We start from the raw sequence: 20,036 nt of genomic DNA, 5'->3' as shown, positions 1-20,036 counted from the left end.
CGTCGCGGATCAGGCGCCGGCACTCGCGGGGCCGTAGAGCGCCGCGATGTCCTTCGACGCCGCCCAGCGGCTGTAGGTGGGCGACTGGGGCCAGCCCTCGGGCGAGTCCTGCCACTCCTCCTGCCGTCCGTAGGGCAGCAGATCGATGAGCGCGAAGGTGTGGCTGAGCTGCTCGGTGCCCCGGCCGTCGGTGTGCCAGGTGCGGTGGACCCGGTCGCCGTCGCGCAGGAAGACGTTGACCGCGAATCCGCCGCCGGGCGGGGCGCCGACGTCGGTGCCGAACGGACTGTCGGCGGTGGAGTACCAGGTCATACGGTTGCCGACGCGCCGTTTGTAGGCCAGCGCCTCCTCGATGGGGCCCTGGGTGACGACGACGAACCGGGCGTCGTAGGCGTCCAGGAACTCCAGGCGGGTGTACTGCGAGGTGAATCCCGTGCAGCCCGGGCACTGCCATTCCTGGCCGGCGAACCACATGTGGTGATAGACGATCAGCTGCCTCTTGCCGTCGAAGACGTCCACCAGCCGGACCGGTCCCTCCTCGCCCCGCAGGACGTAGTCGGGCATCTCGACCATCGGCAGCCGCCGGCGCTCGGCGGCGATGGCGTCGAGTTCCCTGGTCGCCGCCTTCTCACGGGCACGCAGTGCCTGCAGGCGGCGTTCCCATGTCGCGGCGTCGACGACCGGGGGCAGTGCTTGGGCTGTCATGGTTCCCTCACAGAACTCGTAGGCGCTCGTTCTCCAGGGCGGTAGACCCCGGCCGGCCGCGAAACTCATCGGCCTACCGCACCACGACTTCTCCGATGCGGGATCACTCCACCGGGTGCCCGGGGGCGATGTCGAGGGCCTCGCGCAGCCGCAGCAGGTGCCCCTCGGTCCGGCCCCCCCACGCCACGGGCTCCAGGACGAACCCGGTGTGGTCACCGTCCTCGACGCGGCGTACCACGCTGCCGACGAACCACGCCGCGGCGTCCTCCAGCAGGACCGCCCCGCCGTGGCCGCTCCGCCAGTGCACGCGAGCGAACTTGTCGGTCCGTGCGCCGCACTCCCCGCCGAACAGCTCGGCGAGGTCGTGCTGTTCGCGGTCGAGGAGGTGGACGGCGAGGAAGTCCGCGGCGCGGGCGACCTCGTAGGTGTGGTTGGCCGTGGACAGCCACACCATGAACCGCACCGGCCGCATGGAGCACTGCGAGAAGAAGCCCACCAGGCATCCCGCCCGCCGCCCCTCGGCGGCGGCCGTGACCACGCACACCTCCGGGTCGAGCCGGTCCGTGAACGCGTCGGCCCCGTCCACCTGCCATCACTCCCGTCCTGCGGTGCGGACTCCGCCCCACCAGCTCACCACACGTGTGTCCTGCCTTCCCGCCCCTTCAGTTCCCGAAGCGGAGGGCGCCATACCCCCAGGCGGCAACTCACTTCCCTCAACTCTTACTTCACATCTTGACGGAAGTGGTCCGTACCTTTAGTTTCACCGGGCGACCCACCCCCCACGAAAGGGCGCCCGCCATGGCCAGAAGCTTCCCCCTGCCCGCGTCCGCCGTCCTCGCCGTCACCGTCCTCACCCTCTCCGGCGGCCTCCTCGCCGCCTCCCCCGCGCAGGCCGCCACCGGCACCATCACCGGTCTCGCCGGCAAGTGCCTGGACGTGGCCGGCGCCAACTCCGCGGACGGCACGGCCGTTCAGCTCTACGACTGCAACGGCACCGCCGCCCAGCAGTGGACCGTCGGCAGCGACGGCACCGTCCGCGCCCTCGGCAAGTGCCTGGACGTGACCGGCAATTCGACCGCCGACGGCGCCAAGGCGCAGCTGTGGACCTGTACCGGCGGCGCGAACCAGAAGTGGACGGTCACCGCCGCGCACGACATCGTCAACCCGCAGGCGAACAAGTGCCTGGACGTCACCGACAACTCCTCCGCCAACGGCGCCCGCGCCCAGATCTGGAGCTGCACGGGCGCGGCCAACCAGAAGTGGAACGCGCCCGCCTCCGACAACGGCGGCACCCCGTCCTCCCCCATGGCGGTGGCGCCATACCTGTACAACGGCTGGGGCAGCCCGCCGAACCCGGCCACCATCACCAGCGCGACCGGCGTGAAGTGGTTCACGCTCGCCTTCGTGCTCAGCAACGGCTACTGCAACCCGCAGTGGGACGGCAGCCGCCCGCTGACCGGCGGAGTCGACCAGCAGACCGTGAACACCGTGCGGGCGGGCGGCGGTGACATCATCCCGTCGTTCGGCGGCTACAGCGGCAACAAGCTGGAGAGCTCATGCTCCAGCGCGGGCGAACTCGCCGCCGCCTACCAGAAGGTGATCAACGCCTACGGGCTGAAGGCGATCGACATCGACATCGAGGCCGACGCCTACAGCAACCCCACCGTCCAGCAGCGCACGGTCGACGCGCTGAAGACCGTCAAGGCCGGCAACCCGGGCCTGAAGGTGTACATCACGATCGGCACCGGCCAGAGCGGCCCCGACACCAGCCTGATCAACAGGGCCGCCTCCTCGGGCCTCGCCGTCGACGCCTGGGCCATCATGCCCTTCGACTTCGGCGGCGCCGGCCAGAACATGGGCAACCTCACCGTCCAGGCCGCCGAGGGGCTGAAGAACGCGCTGAGGAACGCCTACGGCTACAGCGACGACCAGGCCTACCGGGACATGGGCATCTCGTCCATGAACGGCGTGACCGACGACAACGAGACGGTCACCGTCGCGGACTTCCGCACCATCCTCGCCTACGCCCAGCAGCACCACCTGGCCCGTCTGACGTTCTGGTCCGCCAACCGCGACCGCCCCTGCACCGGCGGCCCGGCCGACAGCTGCTCCGGTGTCGGCCAGTCCGACTGGGACTACACCCGCGTCTTCGCGCAGTACACCGGCTGAAACCCCACCCCCGGCTAGGAGAACCCATGCTTTCCCTACCGCGCCGTGGCAGATCCCTCGCCGCCGCACTCGTGGCCGTGACGGCCGCGTCCCTCCTCGGCACAGCGCCCGCGCAGGCGGCCGCCTCCGCCCTGCCCACCGGCTTCGCCACCGTCATGAACGCCGCGAGCGGCCGCTGCCTGGACGCCAAGGCCGCCGCCACCGCCAACGGCACCGCCGTCCAGCAGTACGCCTGCAACGGCACCAACGCCCAGAGGTGGAGCTTCACCGCCACCGACAGCGGATACGTACGGATCAACAACGCCAACGACACGGGCCAGGTCGTGGACGTGGCCGACGTCTCCACCGCCGACAACGCCCAGGTGCACCTGTGGAGTTACGGCGGCGGCGCCAACCAGCAGTGGCTGCCCGTGGCCGACGGCGGCGGCGCCTACCACTTCGTCAACCGCAACAGCGGCAAATGCCTGGACGACCCGGGCGCCTCGACCGCCGACAGCGTGCAGTTCGTGCAGTACACCTGCAACGGCACCGCAGCCCAGCGCTTCCAGGTCGTCCCCGTCGACCAGTCGACGGCCGCCCCCGACCTCGGTCCGAACGTCGTCGTCTTCGACCCCTCGATGTCGTCCTCGACGATCCAGAGCAGGCTGAACTCGATCTTCCAGCAGCAGGAGACCAACCAGTTCGGCTCCCAGCGCTACGCGGTGCTGTTCAAGCCGGGCTCCTACGACGCCGATGTCAACGTCGGCTTCTACACCCAGGTGCTGGGCCTCGGGCTGTCCCCCGACGCGGTGACCGTCAACGGCGCGGTGCACGCCGAGGCCGACTGGTTCCAGGGCAACGCCACCCAGAACTTCTGGCGCGGCGCGGAGAACCTGTCGGTCAACCCGGCCGGCGGCAGCGACCGTTGGGCGGTCTCGCAGGCGGCGCCGTACCGCCGCATGCACCTGCGCGGCGGCCTCGCCCTCGACGACGGAGGCTGGTCCAGTGGCGGCCTGCTCGCCGACAGCAAGATCGACGGACAGGTGAACTCCGGCAGCCAGCAGCAGTGGCTGACCCGCAACTCCCAGCTGGGCAACTGGACCGGCTCCAACTGGAACATGGTCTTCACCGGCAGCACGGGCGTCCCCTCCACCACCTTCCCCAGCCCGCCGTACACGACGGTCGCGCAGAGCCCGGTGACGCGGGAGAAGCCCTTCCTGTACGTCGACGGCAACGGCGCCTACCAGGTGTTCGTCCCGTCCGTGCGGTCCAACTCCACCGGCACCAGCTGGGCGGGCGGCAGCCCCTCGGGCTCCTCCCTGGCGCTCGACACCTTCTACGTCGTCAAGCCGGGCGCCACCGCCGCCCAGATCAACTCCGCGCTCTCGGCGGGCAAGAACCTGCTCTTCACCCCGGGCGTGTACCACCTCGACCAGACGCTCCAGGTCAACCGCGCCGACACGGTCGTCCTCGGCCTGGGCCTGGCCACCCTCGTGCCCGACAACGGCGTCACCGCGATGAAGGTCGCCGACGTCGACGGCGTGAAGATCGCGGGCCTGCTGTTCGACGCCGGGACCACCAACTCGCCCTCCCTGCTGGAGGTGGGGCCGTCCGGCTCCACCGCCTCCCACGCGGCCGACCCGACCTCCCTGCACGACGTCTACTTCCGCGTCGGCGGCGCGGGCGTCGGCAAGGCCACCACCAGCCTGGTCGTCAACAGCGACAACGTCATCGGCGACCACATGTGGATCTGGCGCGCCGACCACGGCAGCGGCGTCGGCTGGACCAGCAACACCGCGGACACCGGGCTGATCGTCAACGGTGACGACGTCACCATGTACGGCCTGTTCGTGGAGCACTTCCAGAAGTACCAGACCATCTGGAACGGCAACGGCGGCCGCACGTACTTCTTCCAGAACGAGATGCCGTACGACCCGCCCAGCCAGTCCGCCTGGATGAACGGCTCGACGCAGGGCTACGCCGCCTACAAGGTCGCCTCCGGTGTCACCAGCCACCAGGCCTACGGCCTCGGCAGCTACTGCTACTTCAACGTCAACCCCTCGGTCGTGGCCGCCCACGCCATCGAGGCGCCGAACACCTCCGGGGTCCGCTTCACCAGCATGGTGACCGTCTCCCTCGGCGGCACCGGAACCATCAGCCACGTCGTCAACAACACCGGAGGACCGTCCAACTCCGGTACCAACGTGGCCAATCTGACCAGCTACCCGTAGGAGTCGATGTGCGTCATCCCTTCTCCCGGTCGGGAAGGTTCTCGTCGGGAAGGTCCTCGTCGGGGAGGTCCGCGCTCGCCGCCGTGCTCGGCGCCCTGGCCCTGGTCGTCGCCCTGCCCGCCCAGGCGAACGCCGACGTCCTCACGCTGCTGCCGCAGAACGCCGACGGCCTGGAGCAGACCTTCTCCCCCGCCTACGACTACGACGGCGACGGCTGCTACGCCACGGCCGCCATCGGCGCGGACGGCACGATCAACCCCGGCCTGAAGCTCGGCGGCGACGTCAACGGGCACTGCCACGACTACGCCCAACTCGCCAACGCCAACACGTACTCGCGCGAGAAGTGCAACAACGGCTGGTGCGCGGTGATGTACGCCAGTTACTTCGAGAAGGACCAGGCCACCCTGGGCCCCGCGGCCATCGGGCACCGCCACGACTGGGAGCACGTGGTCGTGTGGATCAACGACGACCAGGTGCGCTACGTGTCCGTGTCCCAGCACAGCGGCTACCAGGTCGCGGCCGCCTCGTCCGTCCGCTTCGACGGCACGCACCCGAAGATCGTCTACCACAAGGACGGTGTCTCGACCCACGACTTCCGCTTCGCAGGCGGCAATGACGACCCGCCGGAGAACGTCACGGGCGGCTGGTTCTATCCGCGTCTGGTGGGCTGGAACGGCTATCCCGCCGGCTACCGGGACAAGCTGCTGAGCGCGGACTTCGGCGCCGCCACCATCAAGATCAAGGACGGCGACTTCCCGTACGCGCTGGCCCACTCCATGCCGTCCGGCATCCCCTTCGATCCCAACGCCTGATCCCCGCCCGAGACGACCGCCGGTCCCCCACGGACCGGCGGTCTTCGCGTGTCCGGAGGCAGGGGACGTATTGGCGATTGTTGAAGCGCTTCGACGATCTCATCGGCGGCCCAGCACGGTCAATGAGCCCGCCGATGAGAAAGTTTCGCGGTGCTGCGGCTCTTGTTTCGCCAGAAACATGTCATTACCGTTCGCGGGCAGATGAAGCGCTTCGACGATCGCTTCGCCGATCCAGAACGGAATCGACCGAGTGTCAGACACACAGCCGTCGCCCACCACCGTGTCCAACCCCGTGATCCCCGGTTTCCACCCCGATCCCAGCATCTGCCGGGTCGGCGAGGACTACTACCTCGCCTGCTCCAGCTTCGAGTACTTCCCCGGCGTGCCCGTCTTCCACAGCCGGGACCTGGTGCACTGGACGCAGATCGGCAACGCCCTGGACCGGCCGGAGCAGTTGCGCCTGCCGCCGGACTCGCCCTCCTCGGGCGGCATCTACGCCCCCACCCTGCGCCACCACGACGGCCGGTTCTGGCTCATCGTCACCAACGTCAGCGCCGACGGCAATCTGCTGGTCACGGCCACCGACCCGGCCGGCCCCTGGTCCGATCCGGTCCTGCTGCCCGGTGTGCGGGGCATCGACCCGGACCTGGCCTGGGACGCGGACGGAACGTGCTGGTGCACGGTCGCCGGAGTCTCCCAGATCCGCCTCGACCCCCGCACCGGTGAGACCTTCGGCCCCGCGCGGCGGCTCTGGTCCGGCATGCCCGGCGCCAAGGCCCCGGAGGCGCCGCACCTGTACCGGATCGGCGACTGGTGGTACCTGCTCATCGCCGAGGGCGGCACCGAGCGCTGCCACGGGGTCTCCGTCGCCCGCGCGCGCACGCCCGAGGGCCCGTTCGAACCCTGCCCGGCGAACCCGGTCCTCACCCACCGCGGCACCGACCGTCCCGTGCAGAACACCGGCCACGCCGACCTGGTCCAGGCGCCCGACGGATCGTGGTGGATGGTGCTGCTCGGGGTGCGTCCCGGCGGCGGCACCCCCGGCTGGCACGTCCTGGGCCGCGAGACCTTCCTGACACCGGTGACCTGGGTGGACGACTGGCCGGTCGTCGGCGAGGTGACACTCGACCTGCCCGCACCCCCCTGGCCGCTCGTGCCCGGTCCCACGGAGCCCGTCCGGGACGACTTCGACCTCGGCGGACTGCGGCCGCAATGGATCTCCCTCCGGGACCGTCCGGCGGAACACTGCACCACCACGGAGCGGTCCGGGTGGCTCACGCTGCACGCCCGGGGCGACTCCCTCGACGAGCCGGACGTCGTCTTCGTCGGCCGCCGCCAGCAGCACCCGACCTGCGAGGCCCGCACCCTGATCGACGCGGCGCAGGGGCGCGGCGGGCTCGCGGTCCGGCTGGACGAGGAGCACCACTACGAGATCGAGGCGTCCGGGACACAGGTGCGGCTGCTCAGCCGCATCGGCCCGCTGCGCACCGTCGTGGCGTCCCGGGCGGTGCCCGCCGGGCCCGTGGTCCTCGCCGTCAGGGTCTCCGGCACCCCGCTGCGGGACGCCAGGACCGGCCCGGACGTCGTCACGCTCGGCGTCGAGGAGCCGGACGGCACGTTCACCGGGCTCGGCACCCTCGACGGGCGCTATCTGTCGACCGAGGTGGCCGGCGGCTTCACCGGCCGGGTCATCGGCATGTACGCCGCGGCCGGCACCGTCCACTTCGACTGGTTCGACTACGAGCCCCTCAACCCCTGACACCGGCCCGCCCCCTTACTCGGCCCCCTGTCCTCACCCCCCCCCCACGGGCGGAACCCCGCTCGGCCAACAGAGAAAGGTCGGAGATGAAGGGAACGAAAGACCCCGGTCACCGCGGACGCGGCCCAGGCCGTGTGCTCGCTCTGCTCCTGACACTGGTCGCCGTCGTCGCGCTGACCGGCACCACCGCGCTCGCCGCACCGGGCCACGCCGGCACCTCCGCGGCGGCCACCGCACGGGTGCTCGGCCCGAAGGGCGTCGTCGCGGCGATGCAGCCCAGCTGGAACCTCGGCAACACCCTGGACGCCATCCCGGACGAGACCTCCTGGGGCAATCCGCCGGCCACCAAGGCCCTGTTCGACACCATCAGGGCCCAGGGCTTCCGCAGCGTCCGCTTCCCCGTCACCTGGAGCGGCCACCAGTCCGCCACCGCCCCCTACACGATCGACGCGGCCTGGCTGAGCCGCGTCCGGCAGGTCGTCGACTGGGCCCTGTCCGACGGTCTGTACGTGGTGATCAACGTCCACCACGACTCGTGGCAGTGGATCTCCTCGATGCCGACCGACCACGACAACGTCCTGGCCCGCTTCAAGGCCACCTGGACCCAGGTCGCCGCCGAGTTCAGGGACTCGCCGCGCACCCTGCTGTTCGAGAGCATCAACGAACCGCAGTTCGACAACACCACCGACACCCAGGGCAGCCAGTACCTCGACGAACTCAACACCACGTTCCACACGGTGGTACGCCAGTCCGGCGGCAACAACGCGACCCGGCTGCTGGTGCTGCCCAGCCTGGGCTCCACACCCTCCCAGGAGCGCATGAACCCGCTGGTCGACGAGATCGGCGCGCTGAAGGACCCGAATCTCGTGGCCACGGTGCACTATTACGGCTGGTATCCGTTCAGCGTCAACATCGCCGGCGGCACGCGGTTCGACGCCACCTCGCAGAAGGACATGACCGACACCTTCACGGCGATCCACAACACGCTGATCGCCAAGGGCATCCCGGTCTACATGGGCGAGTACGGCCTTCTCAGCTACCCCGACTTCAACCACCCCCCGCGCGTCGAACAGGGCGAGGCCCTCAAGTACTTCGAGATGCTCGGACACGAGGCCCGCACCAACGGTGTGACCACGGCCCTGTGGGACGCCTTCAACTTCCTGAACCGCACCACCCTGCAGTGGCGCGACCCCGCCCTGATCGACCAGATCAAGTCGGCCTGGACCACCCGCTCGGGCACCGCGTCCTCGGACCGGGTGTTCCTGGCGAAGTCGGAAGCGATCACGGCCAGGACCCTCACCCTGAACCCCAACGGCCTGACCTTCAAGGGCATGTGGCAGGACGGCACGAAACTCGCCCAGGGCAGGGACTACACCGTCTCCGGCAACGAGCTCACGCTGACGGCCTCCGCGCTGACCCGGCTGGCGGGCGACCGGGCCTACGGGACCAACGCGACCGTCGAGGCCCGGTTCTCCGCCGGGCTGCCCTGGAAGATCTACGTGACCACGTACGACACACCGGTCCTGTCGGACGCGACCGGCACCACCGGCGGGCTGACCGTCCCGACCCGGTTCAACGGTGACCTGCTGGCGACCATGGAGTCCACCTACGCCGACGGCGGCAACGCCGGCAACACCGGCTGGACGCCGTACCAGGAGTTCGACGTGGCCTTCTCGCCCGACTACCCCGGCAACGCGATCACCCTGACCTCCGACTACCTCAACGCCCTGCGCGACGGCGCGCAGGCGACGCTCACCTTCCATTTCTGGAGCGGAGCCACCGTCACGTACCACGTGACGAGGTCCGGAAGTTCGGTGACGGGCACCGTCGCCTGACGGCCGCCCCGGGTGCCGCACGGCCGGCACCCGGGGAGCCGGGTCGGACACGAGGTCAGGCGGCGCCGGTCACCCCCGGAGCGACGAAACGCCTGTGCAGCGGGGTGAACTCGCTCACGGGCGCACCCGCGATCCCCGCCTTCTCGACCGCCGAGGCGAGCCGTTCGGCGAAGAAGGCCTGGAAGGCCTGCTCCGACTCCCACACGTCCAGCACGTGCAGTCCCGCCGCGTCGAACCAGGCGACGTGCAGTTCGGAGCCGGCCGGCGCGGCCTCCTCCCAGTTCACCGCGTCCCGCACCAGGTCGTACTGCTCCGGAGTGACCCCCGCCCACCTCATCGACAGCACCACAGCCATGCCCCACCCCTCTCGTCGTGTTGCGAGCTCAGGCATCGTCCCGCCCGAGGGCGCCACCGGCGTAGAGCGCACCGGGTCGCGCCGCGGCCCGCCCGCGTCCCCTCACGCCCGGCGCACGGGCCTGCGAGCCTCGGCACGGGCTGTTTCAATGGGCCCACAGCGGCGTTCCGCCGGGAGCGCCGTCCGACGCTCACCAGAAGGACCGCCCATGGCTGACGATTTCGGCGTCGTGGTCAGTGCCGGGAGCCTGCGCTCCGGCGACGAGCACGCGGTGCGCTTCCCGCACCGCTGGACGCCCGAGGGTGTCACCGTCGAGGCCGACTTCACCGGGGCGCACCTGCTGCATCTGGCAGCGGCGGGCTGTGTGCTCAACGACCTGTACCGCGAGGCGGCCGGGCTGGGGATCACCCTCGACGGGGCCCGGGTCACCGCGTCCGGAGGGTTCGACACCGGCAACTGGGAGTCGACCGGCATCGGTTACTCGGTGACGCTGGACTCGGCCGCCCCCGCCGCGGACCTGGACCGGCTGCTCGACGTCGTGGACGAGGTCGCCGAGATCCCCAGGGCGCTACGCGCGGGCGCGTCCGTCGGCCGTCGTACGCGGTGAGCCGCGCGTCACGCAAAGAGCTCGTATGGTCTAGACCAAAAAGAGGTTTGGTCTAGACCGAAGCGTGGACGCGGGCGGGGCGGCGGCCCGAAGCTTGGGCTCTTCCCCCACCCCACCGGAGGCACACCGTGAGACGTCTTCGCGCATGTCTCGGCGCAGCCGCTGCCGTCGGACTCACCGCCGCAGGGGCCACGGCGCTCGTGGCGGGCAACGCCTCGGGCGCGACCACCGCGCTCAGCAACCGCTGGTACGCGGCCGCGCCCTATCTGATGCCCCTCGACAACGACCCGCCGGACCCGGCCGCCATCATGGACGCGACCGGCCTCAAGGCCTTCCAGCTCGCCTTCGTCCTCGCCCCCAACGGCGGCGGCTGCTCGCCCACTTGGGGCGGCACCGCCCCGGTCTCCTCGGACACCGCCGTCCAGTCCGTCATCGACACCGTCCGCGCCAAGGGCGGCGACGTGTCGATCTCCGTCGGCGGCTACGGCGGCACCAAGCTCGGGCAGACCTGCGCGGACCCGTCGGCCACCGCTGCCGCCTACCAGCAGGTCATCACCAAGTACGGTCTCCACGCGATCGACTTCGACCTGGAGGAGCCGGAGTACGAGAACACCGCGGCGATCAGGAACGAGATCGGGGCGGCCAAGATACTCCAGCAGAACAACCCCGGCCTGTACGTCTCCGTCACCACCGCCGGCACGGCCGACGGCACGGGCTGGTTCGGCAAGCAGATGCTGCTGGAGGCCAAGTCGCAGGGCTTCACGCCCGACAACTTCTCCATCATGCCGTTCGACGGCGGCTTCGGCGGAGCGGCCTCGCAGACAAGCGCGCTGACCAACTTCAACGCGATCCTGCAGTCGACGTTCGGCTGGGACCAGGCGACGGCCTACGCCCACGAGGGCTTCTCCGGCATGAACGGACGCAGCGACACCGGCGAGGTCTTCACCCAGGCCGACTTCCAGACCGTCCTGGACTACGCCACCAGCCACAACATGGACCGGTTCACCTTCTGGTCCCTCAACCGCGACCGCCCGTGCACGCCGGTCGACAACGGCGGGCGGACCTCGGGCACCTGCTCCAGCGTGGCCCAGAACCCCTGGGACTTCGCCAAGTACTCGGTCCGGTTCGCAGGGGCCACCCCGCCTTCCACCACCCCCACCCCGACACCCACCCCCACACCGACGCCGGCGGGGTGCAAGACCGCCTGGAGTCCCAGCGCCGTCTACACCGCCGGTGACGAGGCCTCGTACAACCACCACAACTGGAAGGCCAAGTGGTGGACGCAGAACGAGACGCCGAGCGCCACCGACTGGGGTCCGTGGCAGGACGAAGGGGCCTGCTGAGGCAGCCCCTCAGGCACCGCGGTCCGCGCTCCCCCGGGGGAGCGCGGACCTTTCCGCCCCCCGGCCCGTGCTTCCGTGCGCCCGCGCATGCGGCCGAATCGCTCGCCGGGATCGAACAACCGGTCCCCCGCTGGGTATCTCTTCAACACGGTTGATTGCAGGCGGTGTTGAGGGGGCGAACACTGTGGCGCGCCGATCGAGCACGTCCGGACCGACGTTCCGCGAGGTGCTTCCCGCTCTCGCGGTGGTCGTCCTGGCGGTGTGCGCCCTGGCCGCCGCGCTCGCCGCGGGCTACCGCGCCGCCGGGATCGGCGTGCCCCTCGCCGGTGTCGTCCTCCTGCTCCTGATCACCACGGTGGTGCTGCGGCGCAGACGCCCCGGGATGCGACGCCGCCTCGGGTACTACACCCCGGACGAACTCCTCGAACTCGACACCCAGGGACTTGCGTTGGCCGTCGCGCGCATGCTGCGCCGGGACGGGTGGCGGGTCCGCCTGCTGCCGGCCGCGGACCGGCCGCGCTTATGCGCGGAGGACCGTGGCGGCCGTCAACTGGACGTGGTCTTCCGGCCGGTGGCCGAACCCCTGCCCGACGAGGACCCGCCGCATCCGCACCGGCATCGCGGACACACGCAGAAGCCCGTCCAGCTGATCGTGCACCGGGGCAGCTTCCGGGCGCGGGACATCCAGTGGGCCCGCCGCCAGGGCAACACCCGCCTCCTCGACGGCCCCGCCCTCAGGCGCTGGGCCGAGGGGACGTACTTCGGCGAACTGTTCTTCCCCGGGTCGTGAACCGTCGCCGCGTCCGTGGTCGGTGGCCCGGCCTACAGTCGGCGTATGGCCATGTGCGGAGGGAAGCGGCGCGCTGCACCGGGAGATGGCCGGACGGTGTCTGTCCGGCGAGGCGCTCGACGGCTTCGCGACGTACGCGGAGGCCGAGCCGGCCGATCACGTCGTGGTGCGGATGCGGCCGGAGCACTGGCTGAGCGCCGATCCCGGCGCGGTCGGGTGAGAGAAGACGCCGCGGCGGCCCGGGAGGCGGTCGTCTCCCGGGCCGCCGCGGCGGAAACGGCTCCGGGTCAGCCGGCCAGGAGCTCGAGGGTGTCGATCACGCGGTTCGAGAAACCCCACTCGTTGTCGTACCAGGCGACGACCTTCACGTGGTGGCCGTCGACCCGGGTGAGGGCCGAGTCGAAGATCGACGACGCCGGGTTGCCCGTGATGTCGGAGGAGACCAGCGGGTCCTCCGAGTACTCGAGGACGCCGGCGAGCGGGCCCTCGGCCGCCTTGCGGTACGCGGCCAGCACGTCCTCGCGCGTCACCTCGCGCGCCACCGTGGTGTTGAGCTCCACGATCGAGCCCACCGGGACGGGCACGCGGATCGAGTCGCCGGACAGCTTGCCGTCCAGGTTCGGCAGCACGAGGCCGATGGCCTTCGCCGCGCCCGTCGTGGTCGGCACGATGTTGACCCCGGCCGCCCGGGCCCGGCGGGCGTCGCGGTGCGGCCCGTCCTGCAGGTTCTGCTCCTGCGTGTAGGCGTGCACGGTCGTCATGAAGCCGTGCTCGATGCCGGCGAGCTCGTCGAGCACCGAGGCCAGCGGTGCCAGCGCGTTGGTGGTGCAGGAGGCGTTGGAGACGATCGTGTGCACGGCCGGGTCGTACGCGTCGGTGTTGACCCCGTACGCGAGCGTGACGTCGGCGCCGTCCGACGGCGCGCTGACCAGGACCTTCTTGGCGCCGGCGTCCAGGTGGGCACGAGCCGCCTTCGCCGAGGTGAACCGGCCGGTGGCCTCCAGGACGATGTCCACACCCAGTTCCGCCCACGGCAGCTGCGCCGGCTCGCGCTCGGCGAGCACCGTGATGCGACGGCCGTCCACGACCAGGGTGTTCCCGTCGACGCTCACCGGGCGGCCGAGCCGGCCGGCCGTGGAGTCGAAGGCCAGCAGTCGCGCCAGCGCGGCGGGTTCCGTGAGGTCGTTGACGGCGACGATCTCCAGGCCGCTGTCGCGCTCCAGCAGCGCGCGCAGCACGTTGCGTCCGATGCGGCCGAATCCGTTGATGGCGATGCGAGTCATGAGCTGTGTCCCTTTCGTTCACCCCCAGGCTCGCTCGCTGCGGCGGCCGCTGACAGTGGCGCGATCGCCATGGTTCAAAAGGATCGCGCCAAGGCTCGGGAAGCGCTTGGCCCGGCTACTCGCCCTGGGCGAAGGTGCGCCGGTATTCGCTGGGTGTGGTGCCGAGGATGCGGTGGAAGTGCAGTCGCAGGTTCGTGCCGGTGCCCAGACCGACGTCGGCGGCGATCTGCTCGACGCTGCGCTCGGACCGCTCCAGCAGGGCGCGGGCCATGTCGATGCGGGCCCGCATCACCCACTGCATGGGCGTGTATCCGGTCTCCTCCACGAAGCGGCGCGAGAACGTGCGCGGGGAGACCGCCGCCTGCCGTGCCAGGGTCTCCAGGGTGAGGGGCTCGTCGAGATGGTGCAGTGCCCACTCCCGGGTGGCGGCGAACCGCTCGCCCAGCGGTTCGGGCACGCTGCGCGGCACGTACTGCGCCTGACCGCCGCTGCGGTAGGGGGCCGCGACCAGGCGCCGGGCGGCGTGGTTCGACGCGGCGACTCCGAGGTCGCCGCGCAGGATGTGCAGGCACAGGTCGATGCCCGAGGCCGCACCGGCCGAGGTCAGCACGCTGCCCTCGTCCACGAACAGCACGTTCTCGTCGACCCGGACGAGCGGGTGCCTGGCCACCAGCGCGCGCGTGTAGTGCCAGTGGGTGGTGGCCCGCCGGCCGTCGAGCAGGCCGGTGGCCGCGAGCGCGAAGGCGCCCGTCGAGATCGCGGCCAGCCTCGCGCCCCGGGCGTGGGCGGCCCGCAACGCCGCGACGACGGTCCGCGGCGGGTCCTCGCGGTCGGGGAAGCGGTAGCCGGGGACGAAGACGATGTCCGCCCACTCCAGCGCCTCCAGGCCGTGGGCGACGTGGTACGACAGCCCGTCGCCCCCGGTGACCAGGCCGGGCGCCGCGCCGCACAGCCGCACCTCGTACGGCATGCTCGCGCGCGTGGTGAACACCTGCGCGGGGATGCCGACGTCGAGCGGCTTGGCTCCTTCGAGCACGAGGACGGCGACACGGCGCAGACGGGAGGCTGACACCCGGACACGATACGCAGCACACGACGTGCGGCCCGTACGAGGCCGTACGGGCCGTGTCGGCGGGCGCGGTCCGCCCGGTGGTCAGCGCGTCCGTGCCGTGCGGGACCGCGGGGGCACCGAGCGCCTGGAGATCGTGGTCGTGCCGCCCGCGGCCGCGCGGGCCGGGGCGTCCGGCAGGGTGAAGGCGAAGACGGCGGTCACCGCCGCGAGGGCCGCCAGCACCAGGTAGGCGTGCTGGTAGGCGCTGACGGGCGGGTGCGCGGCGGCGGCCGCGGGGGTGTTCAGCACCAGGGCCGTGATCACCATGGCCGGGGCGAGGGCGCCTCCGGTCTGCCGTACGACGGTGTTGAGCGTGGAGGCCTGTGCCAGGTCGCTCCGGTCCACGGTGGCGAGCGAGGCCACCGTCGTGGGCATGAAGACCCCGCCCATGGCGACGCCGAGCAGGAACATGTAGGCGCGGAAGGTCCACAGGCCGGTGTGCTGGTCGCAGGTGGAGAAGAGCAGCAGGACCAGGGTCACGCCGGCCAGGCCGCAGCCGACGATGATCCGGGGACCGACCCTGGCGTAGAGGATGCCGGCGACCTGCACGGTGAGCAGGACGCCGAAGGCCTCGGGGAAGGTGCTGGTGCCGGACTCCAGGGCGGTGCGGCCCTGTGCCTCCTGGAGGAAGAGCGGGCCGAGGAACATCGCGCCGAGGATCGGGACGAGACCGACGAGGTTGATCAGGTTGGTGTCCCGGAACAGCCGGTTGCCGAACAGGCGCAGCTTCAACAGCGGTGCCGGGGTGCGCAGTTGATGGACGGCGGCGGCCACGAGCAGGAGGGCGCCGACGGCCAGGGAGGTGACCACGGCCGTGGAGGACCAGCCGCGGTTGGGGCCCTCGCAGACGCCGAACATCGTGGTCCCGAGTGCCGCGCCGCTCAGCAGCAGGCCGGGCAGGTCGAAGCGGGGCGGCCGGTGGCCGCGGTGCCCGGCGAGGAACAGCGCCCCGAACAGCACGGCGGGCAGTCCCACCGGCAGGTTGACGTAGAACACCCAGCGCCAGGAGAGGTGGTCCACCAGCAGGCCACCGAGGATGGGGGCGGCGGCCGGGGCCATCTGCTGCGGGACGATCATGTAGCGGGCTATGCGGACCTGTTCGGCGGAGCTGAAGGTGGAGTAGAGCAGGGCGGCCGACGCCGGGAAGAGGACGCCGGCGGAGAGGCCCTGGACGGCGCGGGCGGCGACGAGTTGGGCGAGGTCGGCGGCCGCACCGCACAGCAGGGAGGAAGCGAGGAACGCGGTGAGGGCGGTGAGCAGGACGCGTTTGCCGCCGAAGCGTTCGACCAGCCAGGCGGAGGCGGGGATGGCCATGGCCAGGCAGACGGGGTAGACCACGACCACGCCGTCCAGGGCGGCCGTGGTGAGCCGGAACTGGCGGGCGATGGAGGGGAGCGCCACCGTGGTGATCGCTCCGTCGACGATGGCGATGAACGTCACGCTGACGCACATCACGGGGACGACGAGACGCTGGTCCAGACGGGCGGACAGGGCGGACAGACGGGTTCGGCGGGGGAACGACAGCACATGCTGAGCATACTCACTATGTGCGTGCTCATAGAATTGGGTTTTCCGGTGCAGCGTGAAGACGGGGAGCGGCATGGCAGTGCAGGGCAGCAGCGACGTCCTGATCGACGAGCTCTACGAGACGACCCACCAGCTGCGCAACTTCGTGGAGGCGCGGCTGCGGACCGGCGGGGCCTCCGTCGCCCGGCTGCGCACCATGCGGATGCTCGCCCGTGCCGAACAGCCGCTGCGCATGCGGGACTTGAGTGAGATGACGGGCGTCGCGGCGCGGACCGTGACCAGCATCGTCGACGCGCTGGAGCGCGACGGCCTCGTCGAGCGCCTGCGCCATCCGCACGACCGACGCGCGTTCCTGCTGCGCCTGACCGACGAGGGGCTGCGCTGCCACCGCGAGGCCGAGGAGGTCGACCGCCTCGCCCTCGCGGAGGCGACGGCCGGGCTCGACGACGAGGACCGCGAGCGGATGCGCACCCTGCTGGCGCGCATCCGCAACGCGACCTCCTGACGCCGGCCCGCTTGGCGGCCCGGATCAGCGTCTGCGGCCCCGCACGTTCCAGCCGCTGCCGATGCCCGCCAGGTGCAGGGCGAGCGCGGTGAGGCCGAGCAGCATCACGTTGGTCGAGCTGAAGGTGGCGTTCGTCGAGATGTCGGCGGCATTGATGAGAAAGGCGATGAAGAACAGGATCGCCGAGACGATGGCCAGCATGAGGTGCGTCCTTTCGACCGGTGGGGTCCCCCGCGGGATGTGAGGTCCGGATGCCCCCAACTCGGCCGTGCACACGGGGCGGACGCCTCGGCGACGGGTGCGACGGCGGTCGCGGTGTCTCAGTGGCCTCGCCCGCTCTCCAGGCGGTCGAGCACCGCCTGCGCCATGGCCGCCTCGCCCTTGGCGTTGGGGTGGGCCGGGGCCGCGGGCGAGGCCGGCCGCAGCGGCTCGATCCAACGGTCGGCGGGGGCCTTGCACATGTCGTGGCCGCGGGTGGGGCCGTAGGTGTCGACGTACTCGGCGCGGTTGAGCGCGGCCGTCAGACGGAGCATCAGGTTGAGGCGCTTCTCGGTGTCGCGCAGGTAGGGGAAGTCCTTGGCGGCGAAGGGCACCGAGGGGTAGCAGCCGCTGCCGTCGTCGGGCAGGAGGTCGGGGTAGCCGACGACGACCACGCGCGCGTGCGGTGCCCGGTGGTGGACGGCCCGCAGCACCTGGGCGACCTTGGGGGCCGTCCTCAGGACGGCCAGCGCCAACTCGTCGTAACCGGATGCCTGGTAGTGGGTCTGGCAGGGGTTGCCGGCGAGATCCTGCGCGGCGAGCTGGGCGCAGGTGGCGATGATGGAGCCGAACCCGACGTCGTTGCCGCCTATCTGGACCGTCACCAGGTCGGTGTCCCGGTCCAGCGCGTCGAGCTGGGGCGGGTTGGTGCCCTGCGGCTTCCACATCTCCTCGGTGGTCGCCCCGGCGCAGCTCACGTCCTCGAGCTCGGTCGCCGTCCGCTGCGCCGCCACCAGCGAGGGGTAGTTGTGGTCGGAGCGGGCGCAGTTGGCGTCCACCTGGGTCGGGATGAGCGGTCCGGAGGTGTAGGAGTCCCCCAGGGCCACGTACTGGCGCTCGTGTCCGCCGTGGGAGCCGTGCGCCACCGCCGGTGTGCCCGCGGCCAGGACCAGCGCACAGCCGCTGACCGCCGCCGCGGCCGCCCTCGCCCGTCGACGTCTTCGCGGCTCGGCGGCCGGTTGCGTGTCACGCGTCATCGAGAGCCTCCTCCTCGCGGCCGTCACTGCGGGGCCTACCCCGGTACGGCCGTCACCGGTTCAACTGCGCCTGTATACCCGCGAGTAGCGCATTCGGGCCAGAGCCGTACAACGACCAATTTCCGGGGACGGCTCGCGAAGCGAGGAGGAGTTCGCGAACGCGGACGGTGCTAAAGGGATTTGGCCGCGGCGGTACGGGTCGGCCTGCCCAGGGCCCAGAACAGCACGCCGAGGAGCATGAATCCGGCGAGCGGGACGGCCTCCGTCAGCAGGTACCGCCAGCGCTCGCCGTGCGTCCAGCCGTCCGGCGCGTAGGCGGAGCCGAACCAGTGGTCGCCGGCGCCGGGGGCGATCAGCTGCACGGTGGCGAACAGGACGAGGGCGGTGAGCACCACGCTGATCGCGAGCGGGAAGGGAGCCCGGTAGGGGCGGTGCACGTCCGGGGCCTTGCGGCGCAGCACCGCGAGCGCCGGGAAGATGCCCAGGTAGCTGACGAGGGTGGTGGACACCGCGAGGCCGAGGACGGCGCCGAAGAGCTTCGCGGCGCTGCCGTGGGTGAGCTCGTGGGCCAGGATCAGCACCAGGGTGGAGACCAGGCCGCTGAGGACGTTGACGCGGACCGGGGTGCCGAACCGGCTGGAGATGACGCCGAGGAAGCGCGGCGCGGCGCCGTCGTAGCCGGAGACGGCGAGGGCCCGGTCGGAACCCATGACCCAGGTGACGCCGGAGGACAGCACGGTGAGGATGAACATGATCGCGGCGAGGTCGCCGAGCAGGCTGCCGGCTCCGCTGAGGGTGGCGGTGCCGTCGGCGGCGACATGGCCGCCGTAGACGGTGAAGACCTGGCGGATCGCGTCGATGAACCCGCCGAGACCCGTGATGGCCTTCACGGGCAGGACGAGCAGGATGCCGAGGATCGGCAGGGCGTACAGCGCGATGGCGAGGCCGGCGCTGCGGAAGATGGCGAAGGGGACGTCCTTCTGGGCGTCGGTCATCTCGTCGCCGGCGGTGTTGGGCAACTCGAAGCCGACGTAGTTGAACATCAGCACGGGGACGAGGGCGACGAAGCCCGCGTACGACGGCGCGAAGTCGCCGAGGCCGAATCCGTGCAGGCCGTGCCTCACGCCGTACATCACGACGGTGACGGTGAACAGGCCGAGCAGGAGGAAGCGGCTCCAGGCGCCGATGGTGGGGATCCACTTGCCGATGTCGAAGGAGAGGATCGCGGCGAGCACGCCCACCCACACGAAGACCAGGGTGAAGGCGTAGAAGGCGGGGGTGCTCAGCTCCTTGCCGTCGTTGAAGAAGGTCGTGTACGCGGTGACGGCCGAGACGGAGAGGGTGCCGCCGAGCCAGACGGGGTTGGTGATCCAGTACAGGAAGTTGTTGACGGCGCCGGCCAGGCGGCCGAAGGCCCGGCTGGTCCAGATGTAGGGGCCGCCCTCGTCGGGGAAGGCGGCACCGAGTTCGGCGGTCAGCAGCGCGGAGGGCACGAAGAACACGGCGGCCAGGACGATGAGCCAGGTGAACGCCTCGGCCCCGGACGCGGCCACCGTGCCGATGGTGTCGACGCCGACGATCGTGCACAGCAGGAAGAAGAGGATGTCGAAGCGGCCGAAGTGCTTGCGCAGCTTCTGGCGTTCCGCCTGCGCGGCTGCCGGCGTGCCGGCCGATTCGGGTGCTATGGGGCCAGCGGTCACCGGACGCTCCTGTGTGCTTGTGCCGGGGGCGAGATTTGGCCAATGATCCGTGGCACCCCAGGACCGCACAAGCGCGGCTGTACAAGTTTT

19 protein-coding genes are annotated in these 20,036 nt (G+C 71.0%); 10 read left to right on the top strand and 9 right to left on the bottom strand.

The annotated features are described in order from the left end of the window. Positions 1-9: 9 nt before the first annotated feature. Both M8J74_RS12310 and M8J74_RS12305 read right to left on the bottom strand, forming a co-directional pair. Positions 10-705 (bottom strand): DUF899 domain-containing protein, encoded by a 696-nt coding sequence (locus M8J74_RS12310; protein ID WP_249836402.1) that lies wholly within the window; start codon positions 703-705, stop codon positions 10-12. A 103-nt stretch (positions 706-808) separates the two neighbouring features. Beyond that, complete coding sequence (locus M8J74_RS12305; RefSeq protein ID WP_249836401.1) at positions 809-1,291, bottom strand: flavin reductase family protein; 483 nt, start codon at positions 1,289-1,291, stop codon at positions 809-811. 212 nt (positions 1,292-1,503) lie between these two features. On the opposite strand from M8J74_RS12305, the gene M8J74_RS12300 reads away from it, so the two are divergent. The 5 genes from M8J74_RS12300 to M8J74_RS12280 all read left to right on the top strand — a co-directional run bounded on the left by M8J74_RS12300 (position 1,504) and on the right by M8J74_RS12280 (position 9,490). Further along, a complete protein-coding gene (locus M8J74_RS12300) occupies positions 1,504-2,874 on the top strand; it encodes a chitinase (protein WP_249836400.1) in 1,371 nt (456 codons plus the stop codon). Positions 2,875-2,900: 26 nt separating this feature from the next. Continuing rightward, positions 2,901-5,084: an RICIN domain-containing protein gene (locus M8J74_RS12295; RefSeq protein WP_249836399.1), complete on the top strand. Its 2,184-nt coding sequence runs from the start codon at positions 2,901-2,903 to the stop codon at positions 5,082-5,084. 83 nt (positions 5,085-5,167) lie between these two features. After that, positions 5,168-5,896: an NPP1 family protein gene (locus M8J74_RS12290; RefSeq protein WP_203237818.1), complete on the top strand. Its 729-nt coding sequence runs from the start codon at positions 5,168-5,170 to the stop codon at positions 5,894-5,896. Positions 5,897-6,146: 250 nt separating this feature from the next. Then, positions 6,147-7,655 (top strand): glycoside hydrolase family 43 protein, encoded by a 1,509-nt coding sequence (locus M8J74_RS12285; protein ID WP_249836398.1) that lies wholly within the window; start codon positions 6,147-6,149, stop codon positions 7,653-7,655. An 86-nt stretch (positions 7,656-7,741) separates the two neighbouring features. After that, complete coding sequence (locus M8J74_RS12280; RefSeq protein ID WP_249836397.1) at positions 7,742-9,490, top strand: cellulase family glycosylhydrolase; 1,749 nt, start codon at positions 7,742-7,744, stop codon at positions 9,488-9,490. A gap of 55 nt (positions 9,491-9,545) precedes the next feature. Here M8J74_RS12280 and M8J74_RS12275 read toward each other — a convergent pair whose 3' ends face one another. Then, on the bottom strand, positions 9,546-9,845 hold the full coding sequence (locus M8J74_RS12275; RefSeq protein WP_058921227.1) for a hypothetical protein: 300 nt from the start codon (positions 9,843-9,845) through the stop codon (positions 9,546-9,548). A gap of 208 nt (positions 9,846-10,053) precedes the next feature. Between M8J74_RS12275 and M8J74_RS12270 the strand changes: the two genes are divergently transcribed. The 4 genes from M8J74_RS12270 to M8J74_RS44480 all read left to right on the top strand — a co-directional run bounded on the left by M8J74_RS12270 (position 10,054) and on the right by M8J74_RS44480 (position 12,805). Continuing rightward, positions 10,054-10,452: an OsmC family protein gene (locus M8J74_RS12270; protein ID WP_249836396.1), complete on the top strand. Its 399-nt coding sequence runs from the start codon at positions 10,054-10,056 to the stop codon at positions 10,450-10,452. A gap of 128 nt (positions 10,453-10,580) precedes the next feature. Beyond that, positions 10,581-11,795 carry a chitinase gene (locus tag M8J74_RS12265; protein ID WP_249836395.1) on the top strand — a complete coding sequence of 405 codons (1,215 nt, stop codon included), beginning with the start codon at positions 10,581-10,583 and terminating at the stop codon, positions 11,793-11,795. Between the two features lie 226 nt (positions 11,796-12,021). Continuing rightward, positions 12,022-12,585 carry a hypothetical protein gene (locus M8J74_RS12260; RefSeq protein WP_249836394.1) on the top strand — a complete coding sequence of 188 codons (564 nt, stop codon included), beginning with the start codon at positions 12,022-12,024 and terminating at the stop codon, positions 12,583-12,585. A gap of 85 nt (positions 12,586-12,670) precedes the next feature. Next, positions 12,671-12,805 carry a hypothetical protein gene (locus tag M8J74_RS44480; protein ID WP_283948070.1) on the top strand — a complete coding sequence of 45 codons (135 nt, stop codon included), beginning with the start codon at positions 12,671-12,673 and terminating at the stop codon, positions 12,803-12,805. 67 nt (positions 12,806-12,872) lie between these two features. On the opposite strand, the gene gap is transcribed toward M8J74_RS44480, so the two are convergent. From gap to M8J74_RS12245, 3 genes are all read right to left on the bottom strand, one after another. Then, the gene (gap, locus tag M8J74_RS12255) at positions 12,873-13,868 is read right to left on the bottom strand and encodes a type I glyceraldehyde-3-phosphate dehydrogenase (RefSeq protein WP_249836393.1); all 996 of its coding nucleotides are present in this window, start codon (positions 13,866-13,868) and stop codon (positions 12,873-12,875) included. A gap of 115 nt (positions 13,869-13,983) precedes the next feature. Continuing rightward, positions 13,984-14,940: a GlxA family transcriptional regulator gene (locus tag M8J74_RS12250; protein WP_249836392.1), complete on the bottom strand. Its 957-nt coding sequence runs from the start codon at positions 14,938-14,940 to the stop codon at positions 13,984-13,986. A gap of 81 nt (positions 14,941-15,021) precedes the next feature. Then, entirely contained in the window at positions 15,022-16,431 is a 1,410-nt protein-coding gene (locus tag M8J74_RS12245; protein WP_283948084.1) for a DHA2 family efflux MFS transporter permease subunit, read from the bottom strand. A 148-nt stretch (positions 16,432-16,579) separates the two neighbouring features. Between M8J74_RS12245 and M8J74_RS12240 the strand changes: the two genes are divergently transcribed. Further along, positions 16,580-17,011, top strand: coding sequence for a MarR family winged helix-turn-helix transcriptional regulator (locus M8J74_RS12240; protein WP_249836391.1), 432 nt, complete (start codon positions 16,580-16,582; stop codon positions 17,009-17,011). Between the two features lie 24 nt (positions 17,012-17,035). Here M8J74_RS12240 and M8J74_RS12235 read toward each other — a convergent pair whose 3' ends face one another. The 3 genes from M8J74_RS12235 to M8J74_RS12225 all read right to left on the bottom strand — a co-directional run bounded on the left by M8J74_RS12235 (position 17,036) and on the right by M8J74_RS12225 (position 19,946). Further along, positions 17,036-17,212 carry a hypothetical protein gene (locus tag M8J74_RS12235; RefSeq protein ID WP_203237620.1) on the bottom strand — a complete coding sequence of 59 codons (177 nt, stop codon included), beginning with the start codon at positions 17,210-17,212 and terminating at the stop codon, positions 17,036-17,038. Positions 17,213-17,331: 119 nt separating this feature from the next. Then, positions 17,332-18,246, bottom strand: a complete 915-nt coding sequence (locus M8J74_RS12230; protein WP_079077807.1) for an SGNH/GDSL hydrolase family protein — start codon at positions 18,244-18,246, stop codon at positions 17,332-17,334. A 170-nt stretch (positions 18,247-18,416) separates the two neighbouring features. Further along, entirely contained in the window at positions 18,417-19,946 is a 1,530-nt protein-coding gene (locus M8J74_RS12225; protein WP_249836390.1) for an APC family permease, read from the bottom strand. Positions 19,947-20,036: the final 90 nt, after the last annotated feature.

The sequence above is a fragment of the Streptomyces panaciradicis genome (assembly GCF_023516615.1).
GTDB lineage: Bacteria > Actinomycetota > Actinomycetes > Streptomycetales > Streptomycetaceae > Streptomyces > Streptomyces panaciradicis.
Note: the sequence above shows the minus strand (reverse complement) of the source record. Positions and strands in the feature narration are given on the sequence as shown.

What these genes read in the sequence shown, in the direction of transcription:
- M8J74_RS12245 (WP_283948084.1), bottom strand. Translation starts at nt 16,431, where the DNA reads ATGTGCGTCAGCGTGACGTTCATCGCCATCGTCGACGGAGCGATCACC.
- M8J74_RS12295 (WP_249836399.1), top strand. Translation starts at nt 2,901, where the DNA reads ATGCTTTCCCTACCGCGCCGTGGCAGATCCCTCGCCGCCGCACTCGTG.
- M8J74_RS12280 (WP_249836397.1), top strand. Translation starts at nt 7,742, where the DNA reads ATGAAGGGAACGAAAGACCCCGGTCACCGCGGACGCGGCCCAGGCCGT.
- M8J74_RS12300 (WP_249836400.1), top strand. Translation starts at nt 1,504, where the DNA reads ATGGCCAGAAGCTTCCCCCTGCCCGCGTCCGCCGTCCTCGCCGTCACC.
- M8J74_RS44480 (WP_283948070.1), top strand. Translation starts at nt 12,671, where the DNA reads ATGGCCGGACGGTGTCTGTCCGGCGAGGCGCTCGACGGCTTCGCGACG.
- gap (WP_249836393.1), bottom strand. Translation starts at nt 13,868, where the DNA reads ATGACTCGCATCGCCATCAACGGATTCGGCCGCATCGGACGCAACGTG.
- M8J74_RS12275 (WP_058921227.1), bottom strand. Translation starts at nt 9,845, where the DNA reads ATGGCTGTGGTGCTGTCGATGAGGTGGGCGGGGGTCACTCCGGAGCAG.
- M8J74_RS12270 (WP_249836396.1), top strand. Translation starts at nt 10,054, where the DNA reads ATGGCTGACGATTTCGGCGTCGTGGTCAGTGCCGGGAGCCTGCGCTCC.
- M8J74_RS12230 (WP_079077807.1), bottom strand. Translation starts at nt 18,246, where the DNA reads ATGACGCGTGACACGCAACCGGCCGCCGAGCCGCGAAGACGTCGACGG.
- M8J74_RS12240 (WP_249836391.1), top strand. Translation starts at nt 16,580, where the DNA reads ATGGCAGTGCAGGGCAGCAGCGACGTCCTGATCGACGAGCTCTACGAG.
- M8J74_RS12310 (WP_249836402.1), bottom strand. Translation starts at nt 705, where the DNA reads ATGACAGCCCAAGCACTGCCCCCGGTCGTCGACGCCGCGACATGGGAA.
- M8J74_RS12235 (WP_203237620.1), bottom strand. Translation starts at nt 17,212, where the DNA reads ATGCTGGCCATCGTCTCGGCGATCCTGTTCTTCATCGCCTTTCTCATC.